Below are 23,780 nucleotides of genomic sequence, written 5' to 3'. Positions count from 1 at the left end.
ACATGAACACGCGAATGGATAAAGGGGTCTGAAGTTGACGAAACTCGAGTTTTCAGACCCCTTTCTTTTATTTATGTAGCAAAGTCACATCCACCGTCGCGCCTATACAAGCGCCTTGACGATGATTGCAGTGAAAGAGCTGGCAATAACGGAGAACAGTAAAATTTAATATTTTTTAAACAAGACCTAATGATTAATGAATTGACAAAGAGTTGGCAGGCAGGGTATATTTGCCCCAAGGTAATTTTTCCATTGTTAGTGCTATTAGGATTGGAAGCGTGCCCAAGAGGGCTAATATCTTCCATGGATCAGGAGAAGGGAAACTGTGAATATATCCCTGCGCCCTGTTCAAAAAAGCGATGAACCCTTTCTGTGCCGGTTGTTTGCCAGCAGTCGCCCTGATCTGGATTGGATAGCCGTCGCGGATGATGAGGTCAAGCGTCAAATCCTCATCCAGCAGTTTTTTGCGGAAGAGCAAGGGAATGCCGGTGCGGACCGCCGTATCGTTCTGAACGACGACAAGCCGATCGGCAGACTGTATCTCCGCGAGAAAGAGACTTTAATACATATTCTTGCGATTGCCTTGCTGCCGGAATACCGTAGTAGGGGAATTGGGAGTCAGTTGCTGGGGGCGGTGCAAAAAAGCGCCGCTGAATCGGGGAAAACGGTCCGTCTGCGCGTGATGTGGTTTAACGGCCCAGCCCGCTCACTCTATGAGCGATTCGCCTTTCGGGTGATCAACGACAGCGGGGTTTGCGTTGAAATGGAATGGGATTCCCGGTCCCCCCATAGCCGAGACGAGGAGTAGGGTGGATGAAGTTTCGAGTTGAAAGGGGGGAGAGTGTATTCCCAATCGGCAACGCCGAATGGGGACGGTCGCCTCAGTAAGCTCGCAGCGAAAAAACAGTAGAAAGGGAGAGGGTAGAAATGGATTGTTTCATCGGAACAATTCTTCCTTGAGCGGGCGTATGGGTCCCGCGGGGTTGGGCGCTTTGTGACGGGAGGCAACTTCCTATCGCGCAAAACCAAGCCTTGTTTGCGGTGCTCGGCGTTACATACGGCGGAGACGGGAAGAACTACTTCAATCTGCCGAACCTGTGCGGGCGGTTGGCCATCGGCGATGGCCAGTTGTCAACCGAACCCATCCGCTACACGCAGGGGGCCTATTCCGGGACGACAACCACCACGCTTCAGATGGGCAACCTGCCTGCCCATATACACAGCATGACCTCGACGCCGCAAAGTCCGACGATCACGGTTCAAGGTTCTGCCAGTGTGCAGATTCAGGCCTCGACAGACACGACGACTGTAGGCGCTACGACACCTCCCAGCAACGGTTTTCTTGGCCCCCTTACCGCAGGGAAAGGCTCGGGTTTGTACGCAAGCAACCTCGATACGACGAAGTCTGCCAGTTTACAAGGCGGCACAGTCAACTTTACCGCCAATCAAGTAACCGGCAGCACCGGCTCCAACACTGCGACTGCCCCCGCATCTTTTAGCAACATGCCGCCGTACCAGGTTGTCAAATACATCATCTGCCTCCAAGGCCTCTGGCCCGATCGAGATTGATGTCTTGCTGAAAGAGCGCGGCGAATTGCCCGTTTTTGTAATCGACCTAAAAAGGATCTGAACGCGGTTCAGATCCTTTTTAGGTATCGGTATTCTTCGGGACATCGCGTTTTTCATTGCGTCTTCGCGCACATCGACTGTACGCGCTTCTGAGAATTTTGCTTTTTGTTATTTCAAAACCGAAATCTCGCGTGTCGTTCATTGAAAATCGAGTGAAATAAAGTACAGATAATTGCGTTTGCCAACGGAATTCTTCTGTCTTAATATAGAGATTCAGCTTAAGGGGCTCCTGCATCAGTTGAATAAAGCGGGGGAAAGAGGGATGAAAAGTTGAACAGAGCCAGTTTGAAGAAGAAGGAGCACTTCGGGTTCACGGTGTTGCTCTCGCTACTGTTGGTATTCACACCGATGCTTTTTGTAAATTCTATTGGTTATGTGGCTCAAGCGGCCACCACAAGTTTTGGTGGGATTTTGACAAGCGCCAATACGTTTCATCGACCTGCGCTAGGTAGCGACATATGGATGTCCGATTATAACACCATTTGGAAGCCCGGCGATACAATAGACTATAATGGGTATAATTATCTTTGGACAGATCCGGTTGGTGCAGACTGGTTGATGACAGATGATTATAGTTACTTTACACGCAATTTGGTGCCCAGTGTTGACGGTGCGTACACGATCGCAGTGGATGCCGCCAACTCACATTTACCGCCATCAACTCCTACTCCGGCAAATGACACAGTCATGCTTTTATACGACACATCATTTAATCCCAATCAGCCACTTGAGAACTTGATGTGTGGCAACGATGATACGGATGGAAATCCGTGGTCGACCATTAGTGGCGTGTCTTTAACCGCAGACCGTACCTATGTCATGGTAGTTAGCAGTTTTGCAAAAACGATCACGGGAGAAGTAGCTTTTACAGTAACGGGCAACGGGTCCGTTGCTGTAAGCCCGAATGCAAACTCAGCGGACGTGTTAATAGCCAGCACGGCTGCCAAAACGCCAGAAGCCCAAGCGAACAAGGTGATGCTGACCATCAGCACGCCTGCACAGGTGAGCCACACGTTCTATTACAGGACGGTGAACTCTGCTCCGACGCCGCTGGTCGCAGGCACCGCTTTTGTCTCGTCTGGCTGGACGGCGAACACCAACGGGACGTCTGCCTTCGAGATCACCGCCACCGACGGGCAGTATGTTGAAGTGGTGGAAGTAAACGGCTCGAATAAGGTCACCCGGTGGGGCAAGACGGGTCCTGTCGATGACGGTTATACGGCGGCGCCGACCTACACCATTGACGCCATCGCAAACCAGACGCTGACGGCGCTGACGGCAGGCTACACAGGCGGGAGTCAGCAAACGAAGAGCGTGACGATCACGAGAAGCGGCACAGGCGACCTGGCGAACCTGGCGGTGGCCCTGAGCGGCTGTGACGATCACGCGAAGCGGCACAGGCGACCTGGCGAGCCTGGCGGTGGCCCTGAGCGGGGCGCAGGCTGGCAATTTTACGATCACCCAGCCGGCGGCAACGACGCTGAGCGGCGGAACCCCCTCGACAACCTTCACGGTGAAGGCGAATGACGGGCTGACGGCAGGGACCTACAGCGCGACGGTGACCGTGACGGCGACGAACATGACGCCGGTGACTTTCACCGTGACGCAGGTGGTTGACGCGGCGCCGACCTACACCATTGACGCCATCGCAAACCAGACGCTGACGGTGCTGACGGCAGGCTACACAGGCGGGAGCCAGGAAACGAAGAGCGTGACGATCACGCGAAGCGGCACAGGCGACCTGGCGAGCCTGGCGGTGGCCCTGAGCGGGGCGCAGGCTGGCAATTTTACGATCACCCAGCCGGCGGCAACGACGCTGAGCGGCGGAACCCCCACGACAACCTTCACGGTGAAGGCGAATGACGGGCTGGCGGCAGGGACCTACAGCGCGACGGTGACCGTGACGGCGACGAACATGACGCCGGTGACCTTCACCGTGACCCAGGTGGTCGGGGCCGCGCAGCCGACATTGAGTGGCTTGCTGTTAGATTCCTACTCCTACGGCCTTGGGATCGGAGAAACCCATCAGACGGTGGTAACCGCGGTGTACTCGCCCGGAAACACCCAGTATAATGTCACAAGCCTTGCCCAGTTTGCCACAACGAACACGCAGGTGGCGATGGTGAGTCCAAGTGGTCTGGTGACGGCAACAGGATCCGGTACAGCCACAATCACCGCCTCGTATGGTGGTCGACAGGCCCAGGCTACAGTAGAGGTCACTGCTGCGCCGCCAGTATTTAGTAGCTTGCTGCTGGATTCTACCTCTTATAGCCTTGCGATGGGAGAAACCCATCAGACGGTGGTAACGGCCGTGTACTCCCCCGGAAACACGCAGTACAATGTTACAAGTCTTGCTCAGTTTGCCACGTCGGACGCGCTGGCGGCGACGGTGAGCCCAGGCGGTCTGGTGACGGCAGTCGGAACTGGACCGGCAACGGCGACAATTACAGCGTCTTACGGAGGGAGGTCGGCCCAGGCGACGGTCACTGTCACACCGACCCTGAGCGGCAATGCTGACTTAAGCGGATTAATTCTGAGCAGCGGCGCTTTGTCGCCTGTTTTTAGCAACAGTGTAACCGGCTATGAGGCGACAGTAGCGAATGCTGTGTATGCAATCACGGTCACCCCGACTGCCGCTCAACAGAGCGCCACGATAAAAGTAAACGGCGTAAGTGTGGCAAGCGGTCAGCCCAGCGCATCCATCCCGCTGACCGTTGGAAACAACACCATCAGGGTCGTCGTCACGGCCCCAAACAACACCACGAAAACCTATACAGTGACGGTTGTGCGAACGGAAGACGACCCCTTGGAAGCAGTCAGAAGAGGCCTTGCAATCGGCTTTTGGCTAGGCGATGCAACCCAGGCGGCTGATGCGTGGAACAATGTTACTCGAGACATCACGTTGCCGGGAGGGACGAACGGCGTCGTGGTTACCTGGTCGTCAAGCAAGCCCGCGACTATATCTCCCAACGGAACTGTACTGCGTCCGGCCCAGGGTAGCAGCGATGTTTCCGTTACAATGACGGCTACGCTCACGCTGGGCGGGAGAACAGTCCAGAAAACATTTTTCCTCGTCGTGAAACCATTGGACCAAACGATTAGCGGGACGCCTCAGGTGCGCACGGTCGATGTCAAGGCTGGAGAGAATGGCGTCACAGCGGCAGAAGTTGCTGTTTCCCGCACGGTGGAAGGAACAAACAAGGTCGACACCGTTTTGCTCAGCGAGGAAAAAGCCGCTGAAAGTGTTCAAGAGGCGGTTCAGCAAAATCAAAGGACAGTGCACATCGATCTTGCTTCTGATGTCCAGGCACGGGAAGCCGATGTCTTCAATGTGCAGGTTGCCAGGGACGCCATCACCAGATTGGGCGCTAACCAGATGAACCTGCAAATCGCCAGTCCCGATGTCAAAGTCACGATCCCGCAGGATAGCGTTCAATCCTTGACCAATGATGGCATTGATCTGTACTTCCGTGTTGTTCCCATCAAGCGCGAGCCTGAAGTGGTCCGGCAGACAGAGGCTGCCAGGAGCAGCGCAGCTGTCATCCAGGTGATAGGTGGTTCGGGCTCACAGATTCAAGTGGTTGGCAGGCCTATGACTATTGAGACGAACCTGAACAGCCGGCGAACACTTGTCACATTCCCCCTGCACAATGCGAATCTGCCGGCGTCACCGAGTGAACGCAATGCGTATCTGGCTGCGCTGAGGGTCTGGGTGCAACACTCCGATGGAACGGAAGAAGTAAAATCGGGAACCATCCAGTATGACAACCAGAACAACCCGGTCGGCATCACCATTGAAATCGACCAGTTCAGCGTATTTACCATAGTCCGGGCTGATAGGCGTGGTCAAAGCGGAGGCGGAGGAGGTGGGGGTCCCACGCCGCCTAAACCGGCTCCGGACACCCATGTGGTTATTAAGCCCTACGTGTTCGGCTACCCCGACCGTACCTTCAAACCGGCACAACCGATCACCAGGGGAGAACTGGCAGTCATCTTTGCCCGGCAGATAAGCGGTCAAGAAGATATCAGCGCAGGGAATTTTACAGATGTTCCTCCCGACTACTGGGCCATTGAGTCAATCAGAAAGCTCAATGGGATGAAGTTGATCCAGGGATATCCCGACGGCTCGTTCCGACCCGACCAGCATGTAACGCGGGGGGAATTGGCCACACTGGTGACCAAGTGGAAAAACTTGACCGATAAAGGGCAAAAGACCTTTAGCGATGTAAAGGGGCACTGGTCGGAACATGCCGTTGCCGCTATGGTTGGAGCAAACATGATCAACGGTTATCCCGACGGGCTCTTCCGACCCGACCAAGCAGTGACACGTGCCGAGATCGTGGTGATCATGAACGAAGTGATTGGTCGGAAGCCGTTGACGGGATTAAAGAAAACCACTTGGACCGACGTGCTACCGGAATATTGGGCTGCGGGTCATATCGAAGCCGCATCGACCACATACACCGTAGAGGCGCCGGTTGTTAAGAAAGAAAAGTAATGGGCTGCAAAGGACTTTTTAAAAATCTGGTTCCTCACATGCGCTTGGGCCGGCATCGTCCGGCCTTTTTCTTTTATCCTGGATTGGCGCTGTCCCCAACTGGGCCGGCAATAACGCCTGTTTCCATTTGACTTTTGCCGATAAGCATGATAAGATGCAATCCTGTTCTGTTACGCCTGTTAAAGCAGACCATGACGCGCCCGTAGCTCAGTGGATAGAGCACTGGTCTCCGGAACCAGGTGCGCAAGTTCGATTCTTGCCGGGCGCACCATACATAGGGGAGTAGCTCAATCGGTAGAGCGGCGGTCTCCAAAACCGTAGGCTGCGGGTTCAAGTCCTGTCTCCCCTGCCAAACCTATCTTAACGATGGGCAAACCAACGTGGGAAACGGATCTTCCGGAATTTCCCCGTTGCAATATCGCCAAGTTGGTGATAAGATACTCCTTGTGTCGCGGACAGCAAGACAACGGTGTCCGCGAAAAAAAGCGATTACAATGGATTGATTAAAAAAACCGTTGACAATCGCGAAACGACATGATATTATTAAGCTCCGCTTGGGGGGACGCAGGAGGATAAGTGAACCATGCCGCTGGTCGAGCATGGCCAAGGACGGTAGCGGTGTCTTAGGCAAATCCGGGACACAATACGCGAAGGTCTGATGGGGAGCGAACTTCAGTAGCGAAGTCACTGATTCCAAACTGCCAAGAAAAGCCTCTAGGGAGATGTAACGTGCCCGTACCGCAAACCGACACAGGTAGGCGAGGAGAGAATCCTCAGGCGCGCGAGCAAACCCTCGTTAAGGAACTCGGCAAAATGACCCCGTAACTTCGGGAGAAGGGGTACTCCAGCGAGCTATTTAATCAATGGCATCGAGGGAGTCGCAGTGAAGAGGCCCAGGCGACTGTTTAGCAAAAACACAGGTCCCTGCCAGTCGACGGGTACGAATCGGTCGAGGACTTGACCTTCACTTGCTGCTTTGCAAAATTAACTCTGTGTAGTTTTGATGGAGTAAAAAGAGGTCTATCGCTTTAATTGCGATAGACCTCTTTTTGATTTTAACGTCTTTAAACCAAGGCGTTCAAGGCGAAATGCCGCTACTGCTAAGCTTCATCGGTTGCCTGTCGCGTGATTAGCGATTTTTAGGGGGACTTCATTGACGGACGAGACGAAAAATAATAGAATACTCATTGTAAGCGAATGGAAATGTGGAACGGTGGATAGAGCGTTCAGCAGATAGCATTTGAAGACATCAGAGGGATAGAACTTTTGATGTCTTTTTATTTTTTTAGCGGGGTGTTTGATGATGTCATCGAAAAAACCAAGAATAATAATTCTGGGAGCAGGCTATGGCGGGCTGATGACAGCCGTTCGGCTGCAAAAGTTACTCCGCCGGGGAGAAGCAGAGATTACACTTGTTAACAAACATCACTATCACTACCAGACAACATTGCTCCATGAAATCGCTGCCGGTAGCAGTGATGACGGTCAGATTTGCCTTCCTATTCAAGATGTCATCGATACCCGGCAAATCCGGTTGATCAAAGACACGGTGCTGGAGATCCGGGATAAAGAGCAGCAGGTGATCCTCTGCCACGGCAAACCGCTACATTACGATTTTCTCGTGGTCGCCCTCGGTTTTGAACCGGCCACCTTCGGGATTCCGGGAATCGCCGAGCACGCCTTGGCCATTCGAAGTCTCAACTCGGCGAAACAGATCCGCAAGCAGATCGAGGCACGAATTGCCGAGCACGCCACATTGGGAGTGTCGGGAGCAACACTTACGATCGTTGTCGGCGGCGCTGGCTTTACTGGCATCGAACTCATGGGTGAATTGGCGGAACAACTCCCTCGCTGGTGCGCCAAATACGGCGTTCTCCGCCAGCGCATCCGGTTGATCAGTGTAGAAGCCGGCCCCGGGTTGCTGCCAGGATTTGCTCCCGCTTTATCGACCTATGCCCGGCAGTCTCTTGAAGCGCGAGGGGTGGAGTTCCATTTCAACACACGCATCCGGTCGGTCGACGCGGAAGGTGTCTGGATTGAAGGCCCAGAGGGCGAGCAGCGGATCGAACCGGCGACGGTCCTTTGGACCGGCGGAGTCCAGGGAAACCGCCTGGTCTGTGGAACGGTCTTCGAAGCGCCGAGGGGACGGATTCCCGTGACACCGGATCTGCGTGTGGCTGGTCACGACCGGATCTTCGTCATCGGCGACTGCTCGGCCTTCACCGCTCCCGGGTCAGACCGCCCCTTTCCACCGACGGCGCAACTCGCTGTGCTGCAGGCAGTGACCTGTGCTCAGAATCTGAAAATCCTGGTGAGGGGCGGAAAAGAATTGGAAACCTTTGCGCCAAATCTGAAAGGTGCAATCGCTTCTCTCGGTTCCCACGACGGCGTCGGCCTGATCATGGGGATCCCGCTGCGCGGCAGGATGGCGGCGATGGTCAAAGCGATGGTGGATAGCCGATATCTGTTCATGCTGGGCGGATTGCGGCTGGTTTTGCGAAAAAGCAAACTGGGCGCCGGTGTCGCAGGGACGGAGTCGTGTTCAATAGCGGCGGCAAAATGGGGGAAGTAAAGCAAAAATGGATAGACTCCCTGGAACCAGCAAAATTACCCGGCCGATCATCGGCGTTCATAAATGGTTTGAGCGGCGTCCCGGAACGTTGTTTCGGGGTCTGTTGCTGTCCGAATTCGGAAAAGGCGAACTGAAGGATAACTTTCATCAGGCTAACAATCTGTCAGGCATCACCATCGCCGATCCTTTAATGGGCAGTGGGACACCTGTTTTAGAAGCGAACCGCGTGGGGTGCATAGTGAGCGGTTCTGATAATTAATCCGATGACCAGCGAAGAGAAGATATGAAAAAGTTGTTGTTGGCCACGCAGGGAAAGGTGTTTACGACGCAAACGCTGAGAAAAAAGGTAAAGCAGAAAATCACGACGGAAAACATTGTTGCAGACGGTGCGTGAATTAGTCGTTATATCGAGAGGGCCGGACTCGCCGCTGGAAGAGTCCGGCCTTTTTTCGCTATATTTATGTAAAAAAGTAATTTTTTGAATGTTAGTCTCGAAAGAACACGAAATAGTCTATAATGTTATGGGTACTGCTATCGCTTCCTATGGTATGAATCGATTAGACAAAATTAAGCAACCCCCAGCAACCCCTAACTGACCCGATTAGCCTTACCAACACGGAGGTCCTCCATGAAACTCTTTGACATCCTGCCAGACAAGTTCTTTCAATTGTTCTCCGGCAAGAACCGGCAGATCTTTGCCGAAGCGGTGTTCCTCATTTATCAACAATATCAACTCACCCGCTTCGGCATCGCCTTGGATGTGCTCCGCGACTTGATGCAGGAGTTGGTGGAGAGTCAGGAGGAGGAAGGGGTTGTCTTCGATGTGGAGGAGGAGCAGGAAGCGCCGAGCGGGCAAGCCTCCTTGGATGACGATATGTTCCGGATGAAGGCCAACGCCATCCTCCGGCGATTGGATCGGCTGGGATGGATCCAGATCGAGACGCGGGAGAATTTCCGCCAGTACGTGGTCTTGCCCTTCTATACAAGCCGTGTCCTGGCTGTGCTGAAAGACCTCTGTGAGGAGCGGGTTGTCGAGTACCAGCGCTTCACATTTCTCACCTATCAACTGCTGACCGGAGAGGAGATCAAGCTCCGACCGGGCCTGGCCGTCTTGGAAGCGGAGAAAATCACCCAGCAGTTTCAGGACGAGTTGAACATCCTCGTTAACAATATGAAACATCACATGGAGCAGGTGGCCCAGAAGTCCTCCATCAGCGATGTGTTGAATCACCACTTCGATGAGTACAAGGCCAAGATTGTGGACCGTAGTTATCACCGGTTGAAGACGTCCGATCACGTCTCCCGTTACCGGCAACGGATTTTGGAGACAGTGCAGCAATCCCTTTGGAACAAGGATTGGTTTGAGCGGGCCATCGAAGAGGGTCTGCGCAACGAGTTTTTCACGGAACGGGAAGAGGGGGAACAGCGCCTGCGGGGGGCGTTGCTCTTTATCGAGGAAGCCTATCGGGGTTTGGACGATGTCTTCTACCAGATCGATCTGCGCCACAACCAGTACCTGCGCGCCTCTTATGATCGGGCGCGGTATCTGAGCCAGCACAACCATGGGATGGATCAGCAGTTGGCCGGTCTCTTGGAGTGGCTCGGCAAAGAGGCCGATGATGCGGCGGCGGAGCCCCTTGCAGCACCACCCCTGGGAGTGGGTGCGGCGATGGTGGCTGGAGACGGACGACGCCTTGGCCGCTCGGAAGACAGCGCGGCTGGATATCGACGACCAGCCTGGATATCAGGAACTTGTGAAGGTGCTCCAAGCGCTCCCCGCAGTGGAGGATAGCATCCCCAAGCGATTGTTCAGCCAGTCCGTGCTGGGTGATTCGAAGGCTTTTGAACAGCGGATCGAAAAGCGGTTGGCGCCGCTGTTGAGGCGGTATTTGGAAGCAGAGTATAATTCCGACGAGGAATACCTGCAGGCGGTCGGGCTGCTCAAGCATCCACAGATGGTGCTGCTGGCGGGGCCGATTGTGTTGCAGTTGGCCCAGGGTCGTCAGGTGTCGGCTGACGTACCTGGGGGACTCGGGGTGAGCGGGCAGACGGTGAAGGATATCCGCGGCCTGGTCATCGATGCGCCGCGCCTCATCACTGTGGAGAACCTGACGAGCTACCATCAGTTGGTGCAGCAAGCGGAAAAGGCAGGGAAGAGGGCCGTCATCATCTATACGGGCGGTTTTCCCAATCGCGAGATTCAGCGGTTGCTGCGTTGCATCGGCGAGAAGGTCAGTGAGGGGAATTGTCGTGCTCAAGTGGAGCCAGGAAGAAACCACATAAATGAAGTGAACCGGCTCGACTGCTATCATTGGGGCGACATGGACGCCGGCGGGATCGCGATTTTCGAGTTCCTCAAGGCTCACTTCTTTCCGGCGCTCCAGCCGATGCTGATGGATGTGGAGGCGTATGCGCGGCATGTCGATAAAGGCATCCCCTTTTCAGGGGAGTACGGAGAGCGACTGCGGCGGTTGCAGCAAGAAGGGCAATACGCGCGATGGCATCCATTAACTAAAAACATGCTTGCTCATGGGAAATGGCTGGAGCAAGAAGCGATACCGGTTGTTGAAGCAGAGGGATACATCTAGGTGATTGGCTAGCCGAATTTGACGTTAGATTTCGATACTATAAATGATAAGAAGAACTGGATGCAGCGGAGGTGTTTTTCTCCCGATGAGCGATCAAGATAAACCAGTCAAATCCCTTTTCGAATCCTTCCTCGCCCAGTACCCTGCGGAAACGCTCCGCCTGTCCGAGCGACGTCATCAAGACTTCCTCCACGAATTTCCCCGATCATCCCTTGCTGACATGTCCCTGGGGCGGTACGCCTTGGGTAAGTCCAAAAAAGAATCCTTCTGCTGGTGGTTGGAGTACAATACGCTCCCCCTCGGCAGCATCCGGGGCGGAACCGCCGTCAAACTGATCATCTATTACAGCGCCAAGGAAGCGGCCTGGAAATACCCTGAGACCTTTCGCTCACCTGAAGAAGCGTGGCTCCGCCTGCGCGCCGACTTGGTCCGCCTGCTCGAAGGATATGATGGCGATGCCGCCGGGGAAATGGCAGAAGACTCCCTGCTCAACGGCCGGGACATGTTGAAGGGGAAAGTCCTTTACCTGTACCATCCCGATAAGTTCCTCCCCATTTACAAACTGGAACACCTTCACCAGTTCCTGAAGGAGATGGATGTACCTCGTGCAGAATGGCAAGGCAGGGATAGCACTTTCTGCAACCTCCGTCTGAAACAGGCTTTCGATGCATGGGCCCGAGAGGGATGGGGCGATCCCGGGGTCCGCCAGACCTGGCAGTCCGCAAGCGCCACGGCCATCTCTGTGGCGATCAAAGATTTTTTATATACCCACTTCACGTGCGAAGAGAAATACTTCAAAATCGCTCCCGGTGAAGGCGCTGCATTGTGGCCAGAGTGTCTTGCCGGCGGGTACATCTCGATCGGCTGGAACGAGATGGGCGATCTTCGTCATTACCCAGACTATGACGAATTCAAGAGCGCCTTCTTGAAACACAACTTTCACGATAATCTCTCCGCCAACACCCGCAAGGCGAATGAACTCTGGAACTTCTACAACCTGAAGCCCGGCGATTGGGTCATTGCCAACAAAGGCATGAGTCAAATCGTCGGTGTTGGAAAGGTTAACGAAAAAGGCTACGAATATCGCAGCGATCTTCCCACCTTCCGGCATGTTGTCTATGTGGACTGGGAGAAGTCCTTTGAGCCGCCGCTAAACATCCCGAAGCAGACCTACTGGGCCATGACGACGATAAAGGAAGTCAGCCGGAAAAACTATGTGGAATGGATATCCGGTGAAATCGGGCAGGCTGAGCAGAGCCCATCCTCAGAAACGTCTTGGGCGCAGCGATCGCCCCAAGAAGCGCAGCCGCAAGCGCCCATGTTCGTGGAAACCTTCACCGCTGAGGAAGAACGCTTTTTCACTCGCCTGGAATCATCGCTGGAACGAAAAGGCCAGTGCATCCTCTATGGGCCGCCGGGCACTGGTAAGACCTTCCTGGCGCGCAAGTTCATCCGCTGGAAGTACATCAAAGATAAGTTGCTCACCCGAACTGAAGAGGCTGCTACAAACGTGTGGATCATAGTGACGTCGCCGCGCTTTGATTTTCGTTGGAAGGATATCCTGACAAATGGCGCAGTGCAGGAATTTAAAGTCCGCTCCGTACAGCGCAATTACAGACGGGCTCGGCCTGGAGACAAGGTGCTCTGTTATCAAAGCGGCAAGGGAACCGGCGACACAAGTGGATTTGTGGGTATTGCCGAGGTCGCTGATTTTCTCGATGAGGCGAGAGAGATGTTGTCCATCAAAGGAGTTCGGCCTTTTGCCACTCCGATCCCTTACGACGTTGTCAAGAACACGCCAGAGTACCAGAATACGCAAGCCGGGAAAATGGGCAATCGAGGGACAATGTTCGAGTCGACGCCCGACTTTGCCGCATGGGTAAAAGACTACCTCGTTGAAAATGATGATACCGAATCGGCGCGACTGCTCGACGCGGTCACATCGAGGTGCACCCAATCCGTCCTCTGCACCTTCCATCCGTCCTTCAACTACGAGGACTTCATCGAGGGCTATAAGCCAGCGCCGGCGGAAAACGGTCAGGTGGCCTTTCGCTTGGAGAAAGGGATCTTTGTCAACTTTTGCGCTCAGGCGGAAGAAAACCAGAAGATGCCCCACTACCTGATCATCGATGAGATTAACCGGGGCAATGTGCCGAAGATCTTCGGCGAACTGATCACGCTGATCGAGAAAGACAAGCGCGGCGTTGAAGTCACCTTGCCCCAGAGCAAGGAGCGCTTTTCCATACCGGGCAACCTCTATATCATCGGCACAATGAACACCTCGGACCGGAGCATCAAGATGATGGATGCGGCCCTCAAACGTCGCTTCGCCTTTATCGAATGCATGCCCGATCTCACCTTGCTTGACTACGAGATCGACGGCCTAGGGATCCGCCTGAAGACCATTTTGGACAAGATCAACTGCCGCCTCGTCGAGTTCGGCGGCAGGGACAAACAGATCGGCCATGCCTATTTGATGCAAAAGGGAGAACCGATTCGGACCATCGAAGAACTGAAAGGGATCTATGAGTTGGAGATCATCCCGCTGGTACAGGAGTACTGTTTCGACGATTACGATCAACTGGCCGATATCGTCGGCGCTGATTTTGTCGATGCCGATGCCATGAATATCAATAGCGAAATCTTCCAGGAGAGCGATGATATCTTCATCTCGGCGCTTGTCAAGCACTTCCGGGACCGGTAGGGCCTTCGCATGATGAAAGAAGTTCATGCCACGCCGGAGTATGGCTCACTGCATATCGACGGCTACCGGTTGAGCGATGCAGAGCGAGAGTACCTGCAAGGGCTGTCCGTTGTCGAAGGAAGAAAAGGGCGGGAACGGCGCTTCGTTGTCCGGGAACTGCGGACCGGCCTGCACCTGGAGGCGACCAGTTGGGTCGGTGTGATCGAACTGGAGCGGGTCCGCATCGTCATTGAACCGAAGTTCCACCGGGGCTTCGCCTCTCTGCTGGAGATGGTCGCCTTTATTGAAGGCATTCCCTTTCATCGGAAATGGGAGACCGAAAGCGCCCACGGAAAAAGCGACCTGATGGAACTTTTCGTGCGGCTCTATCTGGACGAACTGGATGATCTGTGGAAGCGGGGCATCGTCAAGGAGTATGTGACAGAAGAGGACAGCCTCCGCCTGTTGCGAGGGCGCCCCGATTATCTCATCAACCTGCAAAAGAACCCTGCTTCGCCGGAACGGATTTATTGCCGCTATGACGAACTGGTGACCGACATCCCAGAAAACCAGGTTCTACTGACGGCCTTGGCGGTAGCAAGCCGTTACCGCCTGGTCCCGGAGACGCGGCGGCGGCTCAACCGCTATCGCTCCGAATGGGAAGTCCACTGTCAGCCCTACCAGGTGGAGCAATGGCCTGATTTTCGCTACCACCGGTTGAACAGCCATTACCAGAAGGCCCATCGCTTAGCTTGGTATCTGTTCCGGCAGTTGGCTGCCGAGAACCTCTTTCGATTCCACGAACAATCCTTTTACTCCATGTTGGTGAACATGAACGAACTCTTCGAGGCCTTCGTCCGGGAATTGCTGCGGCGCTATCTGCCGAAGGAATACCGGGTCAGCGCTCAACAGACGGTGCGCGACGCCATTGTGGCCGGCGGCCAAACGTACCGGCAGGTGATCCCCGATCTGCTGGTGACAGAACGGGAGTCGGGGACAGTGATCGTTCTGGACACGAAATATAAAAACTACGGCAAAAAACATGTAGAGACGGCCGATATATTTCAGTTGGCCTTCTATGCCCAGCGCTTTCAGAGGGGCCCCGGAAAAGGTCATCGCTCCGTCATCCTATACCCTCGTTACGCCGACCTGCCGGCCCACCCCGATAGGGAAGTCGACCTGCTCCCGGGAACCGAATATGTTGGCCGGCTGTGGGTGAGAGATGTATGCATCGAAGAACTGCTCCGGCTGGTGCGGGAAGGCGAGCAGGACGAACTGATCAGACAGGCGTTGAGGCTGATCCAAGTCGCTTGAATCCATCGGGAGGGGAGAGTAACCTTTTTTGAAAGGACCGGTTCGATCCCGGTTTTCTTTTTTTCCCAACAAGTCAAGCGATTTTCTACCAAGGGGGAGTGTTTACGCTGGCCTAAAATGCCCAAAAGTCAGCTCTTGTTGGAGAAAACCCTGTTAAGGAAACCTGTTGAGGGACCGTCTGAAGGAATTCGATCGTCCTTTCGGGGCCAAGAAGGATTTTCCCTCAGGATTGTCTAAAAGAAGACTAATACATAATCGATGTGAGTTGAATGCGGTGTTGAACGGCATCTTTTTCCTGGGCTAAGCAGGATGTGTCGGCGGCCAAAGGATCGGTGGATACATGCAAAGTGGCTTGAAGGAAGCAAATCGGCAAACGCACTGCATTCATTCAATGGAGAAGTTTCATCACAAGTTGAAACGATGTATATATCGTGGAAGGATGATCGCCCATGGCGTCCTGGTTTGCCAAGTTGCGCCTGCGGAGTAAGCTGGTCCTCGCATTTGCCCTCATCGGGATCATGCCGCTCCTCACGGTCACGGCTATCACGACAACGATGAGCCAACAGGAACTAAAGAAAAATGCCTATGACAGCAATAAGGCTCTCGCTGGCAACCTGGCCGTCAACATTGAAAATGTGCTCTCGGCTCGCATCAGTGTCTTGAACACCCTGAGCCAGACACCCGAAGTGGCGTCGATGGATCCGGCCCGCCAGTTGCCAGTTATGAAAGCGGCGGGCAGCCAGTTTGACGACATGAGCGGCCTCATCATCGTCCGGCCCGACGGTCAGCAGACGGTGCGGACAGAGGGACAACTGCAGAACATATCGGATCGCAAGTACTTTCAGGATCTCCAAAAAGGGGCGTCCCTGGTGATCAGTGATGTTTTGATCGCGAAAGGGACCGGAAAACCGTCTGTCATCGTCGGCGTTCCCTTGAAAGACGGCCAGGGCCATTTTGCTGGCGGCCTCTTGGGGGTTGTCAATCTTGAGAAACTGGCGGCCATCGTCAACGCAGTCAAGGTCGGCCACAGCGGATACGCCTTTGTCACCGACAACGGCGGCAAGCTGCTGGCCCATCCCAATCCGGATTTGATTCGTCAGCAGACCGACGTGAGCGCCCTGCCGCCAGTGCAAAAGGCGCTCCGCGGAGAGTCGGGCTCGGAAAGCTATGACTGGGAAGGCGTTCGCAAACTTGCGGGCTACGGCGTCGTCTCCCAGACAAAGTGGGCCGTCGTCACCCAGGTGCCGGAAGCAGAGGCTTTGGCGGCGGCCAAACAACAGTTGACCATTGGCGTCATCGTCGCCGCTGCCGCCATCGCCGTCGCGTTGGGCTTCGCCTTTTTCCTGGCAGCCACATTGGTCCGCCCGATCAGGTCGGTCATGGAAAGCGCCGGGGCGGTTGCTGCCGGTGACTTGACAGCCGTGATCGACGTCGACGGGGAAGACGAATTGGGCGAGTTGGCCCAGGCCTTTACCCGGATGACGGCGCAGTTGCGGGAATTGATCGGACAGGTAAAGGGAACGGCGGAGCGCCTGGCCCGATCATCGGAAGAGATGGCGGCGTCCAGCGAAGAGGTGACGGCGACGGCGAGCGATGTGGCCCAGAACGTGGACAAACTGGCCACGGACGCGGAAAAGGGCAATCAGGCCGTCGAAGAGGTCTCCCAGGTGCTGGTGGAACTTTCGTCGCTGATTCAGATCGCCAAGTGCAACGGGGAAGAGGCGACCCAATCGTCGCATGTGACTCAGAAGGCTGCCCAGGAAGGCAAAGAGACGGTCAGCCAGGCGGTGCAGCGCATGAACAATATTCGCCAACGCACCGTGGAGGCGGAACAGTCGATGGAAACACTGAGCCGTTATTCGAAGCAGATCGAGATGATCACGGACACCATCACCGCCATTGCCAGCCAGACGAACCTGCTTGCCTTAAACGCCGCCATCGAGGCGGCCCGGGCGGGCGAAGCGGGCCGTGGTTTTGCCGTCGTGGCCGATGAGGTGCGGAAGCTGGCTGAGGAATCGAACCGGGGCGCTGAAGAGGTAGCCGTGCTGGTGAAAAAGGTGGCCGAGAGCACGCAAGAGGCGATGGTCGCCACCAGCCAGAGCCGCGATGAGGTGGACAAAGGCGTTCAGGTGGCCGATCAGGCGCGCCGCGCCCTGGAAAACATCCTGATGAATGTCGATGAGACGGTGCGAAAGGTATCGGAAATCGCCAACGTCACCAATGAGGAAGTGGCCAGTTCCGAGAAAATCGTCGCCTTGATCCACGGGCTGGCGACGGTCGTGGAAAACACGGCCCGCAACGCCCAGCAGATCGCCGCGTCGACACAAGAGACGACGGCGGCCATGGAGACGATCGCCGCCGTCGCCGCCGAAAACAGCACGACGTCGGAGGAACTGAAGGAGTCGATCGCGCATTTTCGGATTTAGATGGAAAAAGACGCGACGAGGCGATAGGTAATGCCGAAGAGGGGTCAAAGGGCTCCTCTTTCCGTTTTTTACGCGGCAGCATCCTACCCAGGGCGCATTACCCGAGCAGGAGTATCAGGTCGCATGAGGAAAAAAACGTTTGGCTGAACGAGCAAAAAAGAATTTCCGTTTTTTTCTGTCTTATTCTCGCGCAGTGCGTTATTATGAATAGATACGATAGCAAGAGGAAGGAAGTATTGTAGCATGTTCTCGGTCAATCTCTGGGCCAACCTGGCGATGCTCGTCACCGTCCTTTTCTGGGGGATTTCCTTTATCAGCATCAAGATCGCCGTCGCTGAGGTGCCGCCGGTGACGATGGCGCTGATCCGTTTTGTCATCGCCTCGGCGCTCCTTTGGGGGGCGCTGCGGCTGACAGAGCCGACGGCGACGCTGAAAAAAACCGACCGCTGGCGGATGCTCCTGGCCGGGGCGCTCGGCGTCACCTTTTACTTTTATTTTGAAAACAGCGGTGTCAAGCTGACGACAGCGGCCAACGCCTCATTGATTACGTCGGTCGTTCCGGTCCTCTCGATCATACTCGACATCGCCATCTATAAGACGAAGGTGTCGCCCATTCAATGGGTGGCCATCGGCGCCTCCCTGGTCGGCACGTACCTCTCGGTCACCGCCAATGGCCAGATGGACCTGACCTCCGACACCTTCCTGGGAAACCTGCTGGTCTTAGGGGCGATGCTGTGCTGGGCCGTCTACACCCTCATGAGCAAGTCTCTCGCCCGCTATTCCGGTCTCGCCCTCACCACCTACCAGACCTTGCTGGGAACGCTGCTCCTGGCGCCGCTCTCTTTGATCGAACGGGAGCAGTGGAGCCTCTTTTCCCCGACCGCTTTTGCCCATATCCTCTTTCTTGCTGTCTGTTGCTCGGCCCTCTGTTATTTCCTGTACATGTACGCCCTCCAGCGACTTGACGTGACGGTCACCACGCTTTACCTGAACGTGGTGCCCATCGTGGGCGTCCTTTGCGGGTATCTGTTCCTGAACGAAAGCGTCCTGCCCGTCCAGATCGCTGGCGGCGCTATGGTGATTTTGGCGATCTTCTTGGTGAACTGGGAAAAGGCGAGGGGAACGGTTCGACCTGAACAAGCGGTCGAAATCAAGGAAGGCGCGTAAAAGTCGTCAGTCGCAACACCGCGATTGACCTTTGGAAAAAGGATTAGTTGAACTGGGCCACGCTCTTTGCGTTCATGTACAGGTCGACGATGTCGGGTCCCTTGATGATGATGGCCTCCGGCATCAGGTTTTCGACGTGGTTATGGTAGAGGCAGGCGGCGCAGATGTACAGTTTACCGCCCAGGGAGAGAAACTCCTCCAGCAGTTCTTTGACGGGACGGAAGGGAGCGCCGATATCGATGGAGTCAACATGACCCTGTTCGGCGACGCGAACGCCCTCGATCAGCAGCACGAGACCGGCCGTATGCCCTTTTTTCAGCGCCTCCACGGCGAAGGTAAAGGCGACGGTGACACGGTTCTCATCAGATTTGTCAAAGGACAGGGTGGCCAAAAAGGCAGGGGAATCACTCATAAACAGACGCCTCCAATCATTTTCGACAAAAATCTACCTATACCCGGAAGGGGTATATAACCCAGGATTATTATACTGCGGGATCTTCCCGTAAACAAGGGGCGTGGAGCAAGGAAAAGAAAAAATCCAGGTGTTTTATAGGGGAATTAACGCCGATGAGTTACTGATGATAGATGTCCAGTCGACGCTGGGTCTGAACGCGACCGTGAAGTAAATATAAAGACCGGCAGTCCGGACGGCTATAGGCCATCAAACTGCCGGTCTTTTGCTTTCCTAGGAGATTCGCTGCTAGCTACTGGTACGCCTTCTGATACAGTTTCAGGATTTCGGCCTCGCTGGTTTCCCTCGGGTTGCCAACTTGCGGGGAGGCGAAAAGTCTCACGATGGGATATTGGCTCGTCACTTCTCCATCCTTTTCCGTGTATTTATTATTGTTTTTTTGCAATGCTATTTTTGATAGCGTAGCAAGGAGTGGTCGCATGCAAGCGAAACGAGCCGAAGAGATACTCAACTCGCCGTCGACGATCGAGGTGCTCTACCAGCACAGCCCCGTCTGGATCGAGAAGGTCGATCCACAGAATGGCATCGCCCAGGTGAAGTTGCTGGGTCCCGGAAACCAGATCGAGGTGCCCATCGCCGATTTGCAGGAGCGCCATTAGGAACAGGAAACAGCATCGCCCTCCCATCGTCCAAAATGCAGCGGACGAGGAAGGGCGATTTTTTACGCTGACTAGCCGTACAGTATCAACGTCTGTAAGGCGATACTAAGGGCATAAACAAATACAGGCTATTGGCGGGCATGTTTTGAGTCGGCTTCCGAATTGGTTTCCGAGACGCGCCCTCCCTCCTGCGCCAGCGACGTAAAGACCGGCGCTGCCGGCGTTGAGACTTCCTCCCGCGACTTGTGCCGCAAGAGGAGGGCCAGGCCGCCGATGCCGAAAATTCCCCCGAAGACGATGCTTTTCAGGTAGGAGTAGTACTCGGCATAGTAACGGAAAATTCCGTTGTGGGGCAAAGGCGTGTCTAGGATGATCAGTGCGGAGAGGGCCAGCAGGATGACGCCCATCCGGCCGGGGCGGCGCTGCCATGTGTCCATCAGCCAGGTAAAGACTTCGATGCTGTCGTCGGCGAGGGGGATGCGGGCCTCGCGCTTTCGCCTGAGGTGGTAAGCGTCAAAAAAGCCATAACCGACGATGACCGGCAGGAGGAGTCCGAAGGAGTCAGGAAAGATATTCCATTCTGACAGCGCCATAGCGCCCCAGAAGAGGGCGAGCAGTTGCACCCCTCGGCGCATCAGGCCGAGGTACATCTGACCGACACCGGGCATCAGAGAGATGACCATGAAGCCGAAACGCTGTAAGGCAGTGCGTTTTTGCGGATGCGAGGGGTAGCTGTATCCGCCGGAATGATGGTGATGACCGGCATATCCGCCGGGGGGGAAGGCGCTGCCGGGAGGCCTTGCGCCGCCCGGCGGCATGGGGCCGCTGGAGGGTATGGCGCTGCCGGAGGGCATCGCGCCGCTAGGGGGAGGAGAGTCGCCGGGCGGCGCCGAACCGCCGGGGGGCGTCGAGCCGGTGAGGGGTGTCACGCTGCCGGAAGGCATGGCGCTGCCGGAGGGCGGCGGTGTCTTCGGTTGGCTGGCCTCGGCGGCGCATTGGGGGCAGATCCAGCCCTGCTGCACCGGCAGCAGTGGCCCGTTGTGGAAGCCGCAGAGGGCGCAGGCCGGGCGCTTAGCCTGGTCGCTGTTGTCGTTGTCGGGGGAAAACATGGCGGTCACCTCAACTCGGATTTTTGCCTGGGTAGTTCATTCGAAGTATCTGGGTTCATTTGCGATCAAGGGGAGAGAGCTAGGGCATGTGCGGCGCGGCGAGAGGCAATCGGATCAGGAAGGCGGCGCCCCCTTCCGGCGGCGACGGTTCCAGGAGAATGCTGCCGCCGTGGGCGGCGATGATCTCGCGGCTGATGGCGAGGCCGAGGCCGGTGCTGCCTTTTTTGCTGTTGCGGGCTGTGTCGGCGCGGGCGAAACGTTCGAAGAGACGCTCCCTCAGGTGGACGGGCACACCCATGCCGGTGTCGGCGATGCGCAGGAGCGCGGTGTCCCCCTGGGCGGCTAGGGTGACATGGACGCGGATGCCGGGGCTGTTATGTTCAATGGCGTTTTTTAGGACGTTTTTGACGGCCCGTTCCAGATGGGAGGTGTCGACGCTGGCATAGAGGGCGGCTTCGGGGATGTCGACGTCCAGGTGCTGCCCGGCCAGTTCGATGTCAGGGAGGATGTCGGCGGTCCAGCGGCGGATGAGTTCGGCCAGGTCGGCGGGACGGGTTTGCAGGCTAAAGTCGGGGTGGACCAGTTTGGCCGTCAAGAAGAGGTCGTCGACGATGCGGCCCATGACCAGGGCCTTGGCGTGGATGATGCGGCCGTATTTGCGAGACTGTTCCGGTTCCCGGTAGGCGATGTCGCTGAGGGCTTCGGCGTAGCCCTCGATGGAGGCCAGCGGGGTGCGCAGGTCATGGGACAAGCCGGCGAAAAGGTCGCGCTGTCTGCCGGCGATCTCTTGTTCTCGCTGTTTCAGGGCGCCGAGGGCGGTGTTCAACTGATTGAAGACGGCGAAAAGGTCGCCGAATTCGTCTTTGCGCCAGGAGTTGATGCGGAAGCTCGTATCGCCGCGGCGCATGTTTTCCAGTCCGCCGGCCAGTTTTTTCAGGGGCGCTCTCAGGAGCCAGGAGAAGGCCAGGGCGGCCACCAGGTTGACGGCGACGATCCCGGCGACGACGGTGAGGGGAACGCCGGCGAGCAGCACGGTGCGCTCCTGGAGGTCATGGTATTGGGGAGTCACAGGGGAAGGTGTTTCGTAGCGAAGGAGCAGGTAATAGGTTTCCCCGTCGACTATTATTGAGGCGGCTTCATAGCCGGTCTTTTCGACGCGCGCCGGCGGCAGCGGCGGTGTCTGTTCCGGTTCAAACAAGGATTCCAGCCCTTCGGCCCGATCCAGCGGGGGCACCCGGGCGGCTTCAATCAGTTGGGCCGGTGTGTACTGGTCCGGGTAGTGATCGTTGGCGGCGATGTCGGGGTCGTTGCGGGGGTTCCAGGTTGTCTTCGTCACGAGCACCTGCCCGGTGTCGTCGATCAGTTGCACCGAAGCTGGCGAGAGGTGCAGGTCTTGGTCAAAGGAAAGCTCGTCGATGATGCGCTGGCGGTTTGCGCTTTGATGGGCCTTGTCGCTCTGTCGGGCGCTATCGCTCAAATGGGCGCTGTTGCTCTGTTGGGCGTTTGTGCTCAGACGGATGCTGTCGTTCTGATGCAGATGATCGCCTTGACCCGCGCGCTCGCTCCGCTGGCGCAGTTCCCTGGTTTCAGAAGCGGCGAGTGACAGGGTTGTGGGACTTTTCCTTTCGGCAAGCTCCGGGTCGACGGGGGCCACCGGTTCTGTTTGGAAGCGTTCCTGCCAGCGCTCGATCTGGGCGACGGCTTGACGGCGCTCCAGGGCGCGGTACTCGGGGCGCAGCAGTTCATGGTAGAGGATCAGCGTGCCGAGCAGAGTGGAAGCGGCGGCGACCCCGGAGATTAAGAGGAAGAAAAAGAAGGCTTGTGTGCGGATTTTCATGGCAGTTCCCCTTGAGACCCGGGGAGCGTTGCCGGCACAGGTGCTGGCGACGATGTCGCCGCTGGTGACGCCGTCAAGGTTGCCGATGCTGCTGGGACTGGGGCTGTCGCCGGAGCTGGCGTCGCTGACGGCGCTTTCAGGCGGTAGCCGAGGCCGCGGATGTTTTCCAGCCAGTCGCCGGCGCCGGGGAGGGTGTCGTCGAGCTTGCGGCGCAAGCTGCGGATATGCACCATGATCGTGTTGTCGTTGCCATAGTAGGTTTCATGCCAAACCTGTTCATAGACCTGCTGCTTCGTGTAAACGCGGCCCGGTGTGGCGGCGAACAGGCGCAGCAGTTCCCACTCCTTGGCGCGCAGGTCGAGGGGGACGCCGTTTAGTCGCGCCTCGGCCTGAACGGGATCCAGGCTTAGCGGACCGATGACGATGGGCGCTTCGACCGGGGCCTGACGGTTGCGGCGGCGCAGGTGCGCGTTGACGCGAGCGACCAGTTCGCGAGGGCTGAAGGGCTTGGCCACATAGTCGATGGCGCCCAGGTTGAGGCCCAGGATGCGATCCGGCTCATCGCCCCGAGCGGAGAGGATGAAGAGGGGGCATTCCAGTTCATCGCGCAGCATCCGGCAGACGTCGAGGCCGTTCAGTTTGGGCATCATCACGTCGAGGATAACCAGGTCAGGCCGTTCCAAACGGGCCAAACGGAGCGCTTCCTCGCCATCGGCGGCGAGCAAAACGGCGTAGCCGTCATGCTCCAGGTACCCGGCGACGAGTTCGCGCAGTTCGGGGTCATCGTCGGCCAGGAGGATGCGCAGGGGCGGGCCGTTGGCGTCGCGGATGGCAGATTGTGTAGGGTCCAATCGACGATAGCTCCTTTCAGCGAGTCTAAGAAGGG

The 23,780-nt window shown here is 56.3% G+C and carries 16 protein-coding genes, 2 tRNA genes, 1 pseudogene and 1 other annotated feature; of the genes and pseudogenes, 15 read left to right on the top strand and 4 right to left on the bottom strand.

What is annotated here, in order from left to right:
* Positions 1-325 precede the first annotated feature (325 nt).
* The 14 genes and pseudogenes from AC0CW1_RS11125 to AC0CW1_RS11060 all read left to right on the top strand — a co-directional run bounded on the left by AC0CW1_RS11125 (position 326) and on the right by AC0CW1_RS11060 (position 18,877).
* Positions 326-808: a GNAT family N-acetyltransferase gene (locus AC0CW1_RS11125; protein ID WP_488183115.1), complete on the top strand. Its 483-nt coding sequence runs from the start codon at positions 326-328 to the stop codon at positions 806-808.
* 167 nt (positions 809-975) lie between these two features.
* Positions 976-1,569: pseudogene (locus AC0CW1_RS11120) on the top strand (phage tail protein); the annotation flags it as partial.
* A 330-nt stretch (positions 1,570-1,899) separates the two neighbouring features.
* Positions 1,900-3,156: a hypothetical protein gene (locus AC0CW1_RS11115; protein WP_488183114.1), complete on the top strand. Its 1,257-nt coding sequence runs from the start codon at positions 1,900-1,902 to the stop codon at positions 3,154-3,156.
* Between the two features lie 52 nt (positions 3,157-3,208).
* The gene (locus AC0CW1_RS11110; RefSeq protein WP_488184141.1) at positions 3,209-6,127 is read left to right on the top strand and encodes an S-layer homology domain-containing protein; all 2,919 of its coding nucleotides are present in this window, start codon (positions 3,209-3,211) and stop codon (positions 6,125-6,127) included.
* A 196-nt stretch (positions 6,128-6,323) separates the two neighbouring features.
* Positions 6,324-6,398 (top strand) — tRNA-Arg (locus tag AC0CW1_RS11105).
* A 5-nt stretch (positions 6,399-6,403) separates the two neighbouring features.
* Positions 6,404-6,479 (top strand) — tRNA-Trp (locus AC0CW1_RS11100).
* 62 nt (positions 6,480-6,541) lie between these two features.
* Positions 6,542-7,138, top strand: a sequence feature (23S ribosomal RNA rRNA prediction is too short).
* A gap of 289 nt (positions 7,139-7,427) precedes the next feature.
* Positions 7,428-8,699 (top strand): NAD(P)/FAD-dependent oxidoreductase, encoded by a 1,272-nt coding sequence (locus AC0CW1_RS11095; RefSeq protein ID WP_488183113.1) that lies wholly within the window; start codon positions 7,428-7,430, stop codon positions 8,697-8,699.
* Between the two features lie 7 nt (positions 8,700-8,706).
* Positions 8,707-8,958: a hypothetical protein gene (locus tag AC0CW1_RS11090; protein WP_488183112.1), complete on the top strand. Its 252-nt coding sequence runs from the start codon at positions 8,707-8,709 to the stop codon at positions 8,956-8,958.
* A 369-nt stretch (positions 8,959-9,327) separates the two neighbouring features.
* A complete protein-coding gene (locus tag AC0CW1_RS11085) occupies positions 9,328-10,491 on the top strand; it encodes a Wadjet anti-phage system protein JetA family protein (protein ID WP_488183111.1) in 1,164 nt (387 codons plus the stop codon).
* Positions 10,460-11,287, top strand: coding sequence for a Wadjet anti-phage system protein JetD domain-containing protein (locus tag AC0CW1_RS11080; RefSeq protein ID WP_488183110.1), 828 nt, complete (start codon positions 10,460-10,462; stop codon positions 11,285-11,287). The genes AC0CW1_RS11085 and AC0CW1_RS11080 overlap by 32 nt, the downstream gene beginning before the upstream one ends.
* A gap of 85 nt (positions 11,288-11,372) precedes the next feature.
* Positions 11,373-13,991, top strand: a complete 2,619-nt coding sequence (locus tag AC0CW1_RS11075) for an AAA family ATPase (protein ID WP_488183109.1) — start codon at positions 11,373-11,375, stop codon at positions 13,989-13,991.
* Positions 13,992-14,003: 12 nt separating this feature from the next.
* Positions 14,004-15,284 carry an McrC family protein gene (locus tag AC0CW1_RS11070; RefSeq protein ID WP_488183108.1) on the top strand — a complete coding sequence of 427 codons (1,281 nt, stop codon included), beginning with the start codon at positions 14,004-14,006 and terminating at the stop codon, positions 15,282-15,284.
* 449 nt (positions 15,285-15,733) lie between these two features.
* Positions 15,734-17,710, top strand: a complete 1,977-nt coding sequence (locus AC0CW1_RS11065; protein WP_488183107.1) for a methyl-accepting chemotaxis protein — start codon at positions 15,734-15,736, stop codon at positions 17,708-17,710.
* A 243-nt stretch (positions 17,711-17,953) separates the two neighbouring features.
* Complete coding sequence (locus AC0CW1_RS11060) at positions 17,954-18,877, top strand: DMT family transporter (RefSeq protein WP_488183106.1); 924 nt, start codon at positions 17,954-17,956, stop codon at positions 18,875-18,877.
* 43 nt (positions 18,878-18,920) lie between these two features.
* On the opposite strand, the gene AC0CW1_RS11055 is transcribed toward AC0CW1_RS11060, so the two are convergent.
* Positions 18,921-19,289, bottom strand: a complete 369-nt coding sequence (locus tag AC0CW1_RS11055) for a DsrE family protein (protein ID WP_488183105.1) — start codon at positions 19,287-19,289, stop codon at positions 18,921-18,923.
* A 479-nt stretch (positions 19,290-19,768) separates the two neighbouring features.
* Here AC0CW1_RS11055 and AC0CW1_RS11050 point away from each other — a divergent pair, with 479 nt between their 5' ends.
* Complete coding sequence (locus AC0CW1_RS11050; RefSeq protein WP_488183104.1) at positions 19,769-19,948, top strand: H-type small acid-soluble spore protein; 180 nt, start codon at positions 19,769-19,771, stop codon at positions 19,946-19,948.
* 128 nt (positions 19,949-20,076) lie between these two features.
* Here AC0CW1_RS11050 and AC0CW1_RS11045 read toward each other — a convergent pair whose 3' ends face one another.
* From AC0CW1_RS11045 to AC0CW1_RS11035, 3 genes are all read right to left on the bottom strand, one after another.
* Complete coding sequence (locus AC0CW1_RS11045) at positions 20,077-21,057, bottom strand: hypothetical protein (RefSeq protein ID WP_488183103.1); 981 nt, start codon at positions 21,055-21,057, stop codon at positions 20,077-20,079.
* Between the two features lie 79 nt (positions 21,058-21,136).
* A complete protein-coding gene (locus AC0CW1_RS11040) occupies positions 21,137-22,894 on the bottom strand; it encodes a sensor histidine kinase (RefSeq protein ID WP_488183102.1) in 1,758 nt (585 codons plus the stop codon).
* Complete coding sequence (locus AC0CW1_RS11035) at positions 22,891-23,745, bottom strand: response regulator transcription factor (RefSeq protein ID WP_488183101.1); 855 nt, start codon at positions 23,743-23,745, stop codon at positions 22,891-22,893. The genes AC0CW1_RS11040 and AC0CW1_RS11035 overlap by 4 nt, the downstream gene beginning before the upstream one ends.
* Positions 23,746-23,780 lie beyond the last annotated feature (35 nt).

The organism is Heliomicrobium sulfidophilum, assembly GCF_057715735.1.
Note: the sequence above shows the minus strand (reverse complement) of the source record. Positions and strands in the feature narration are given on the sequence as shown.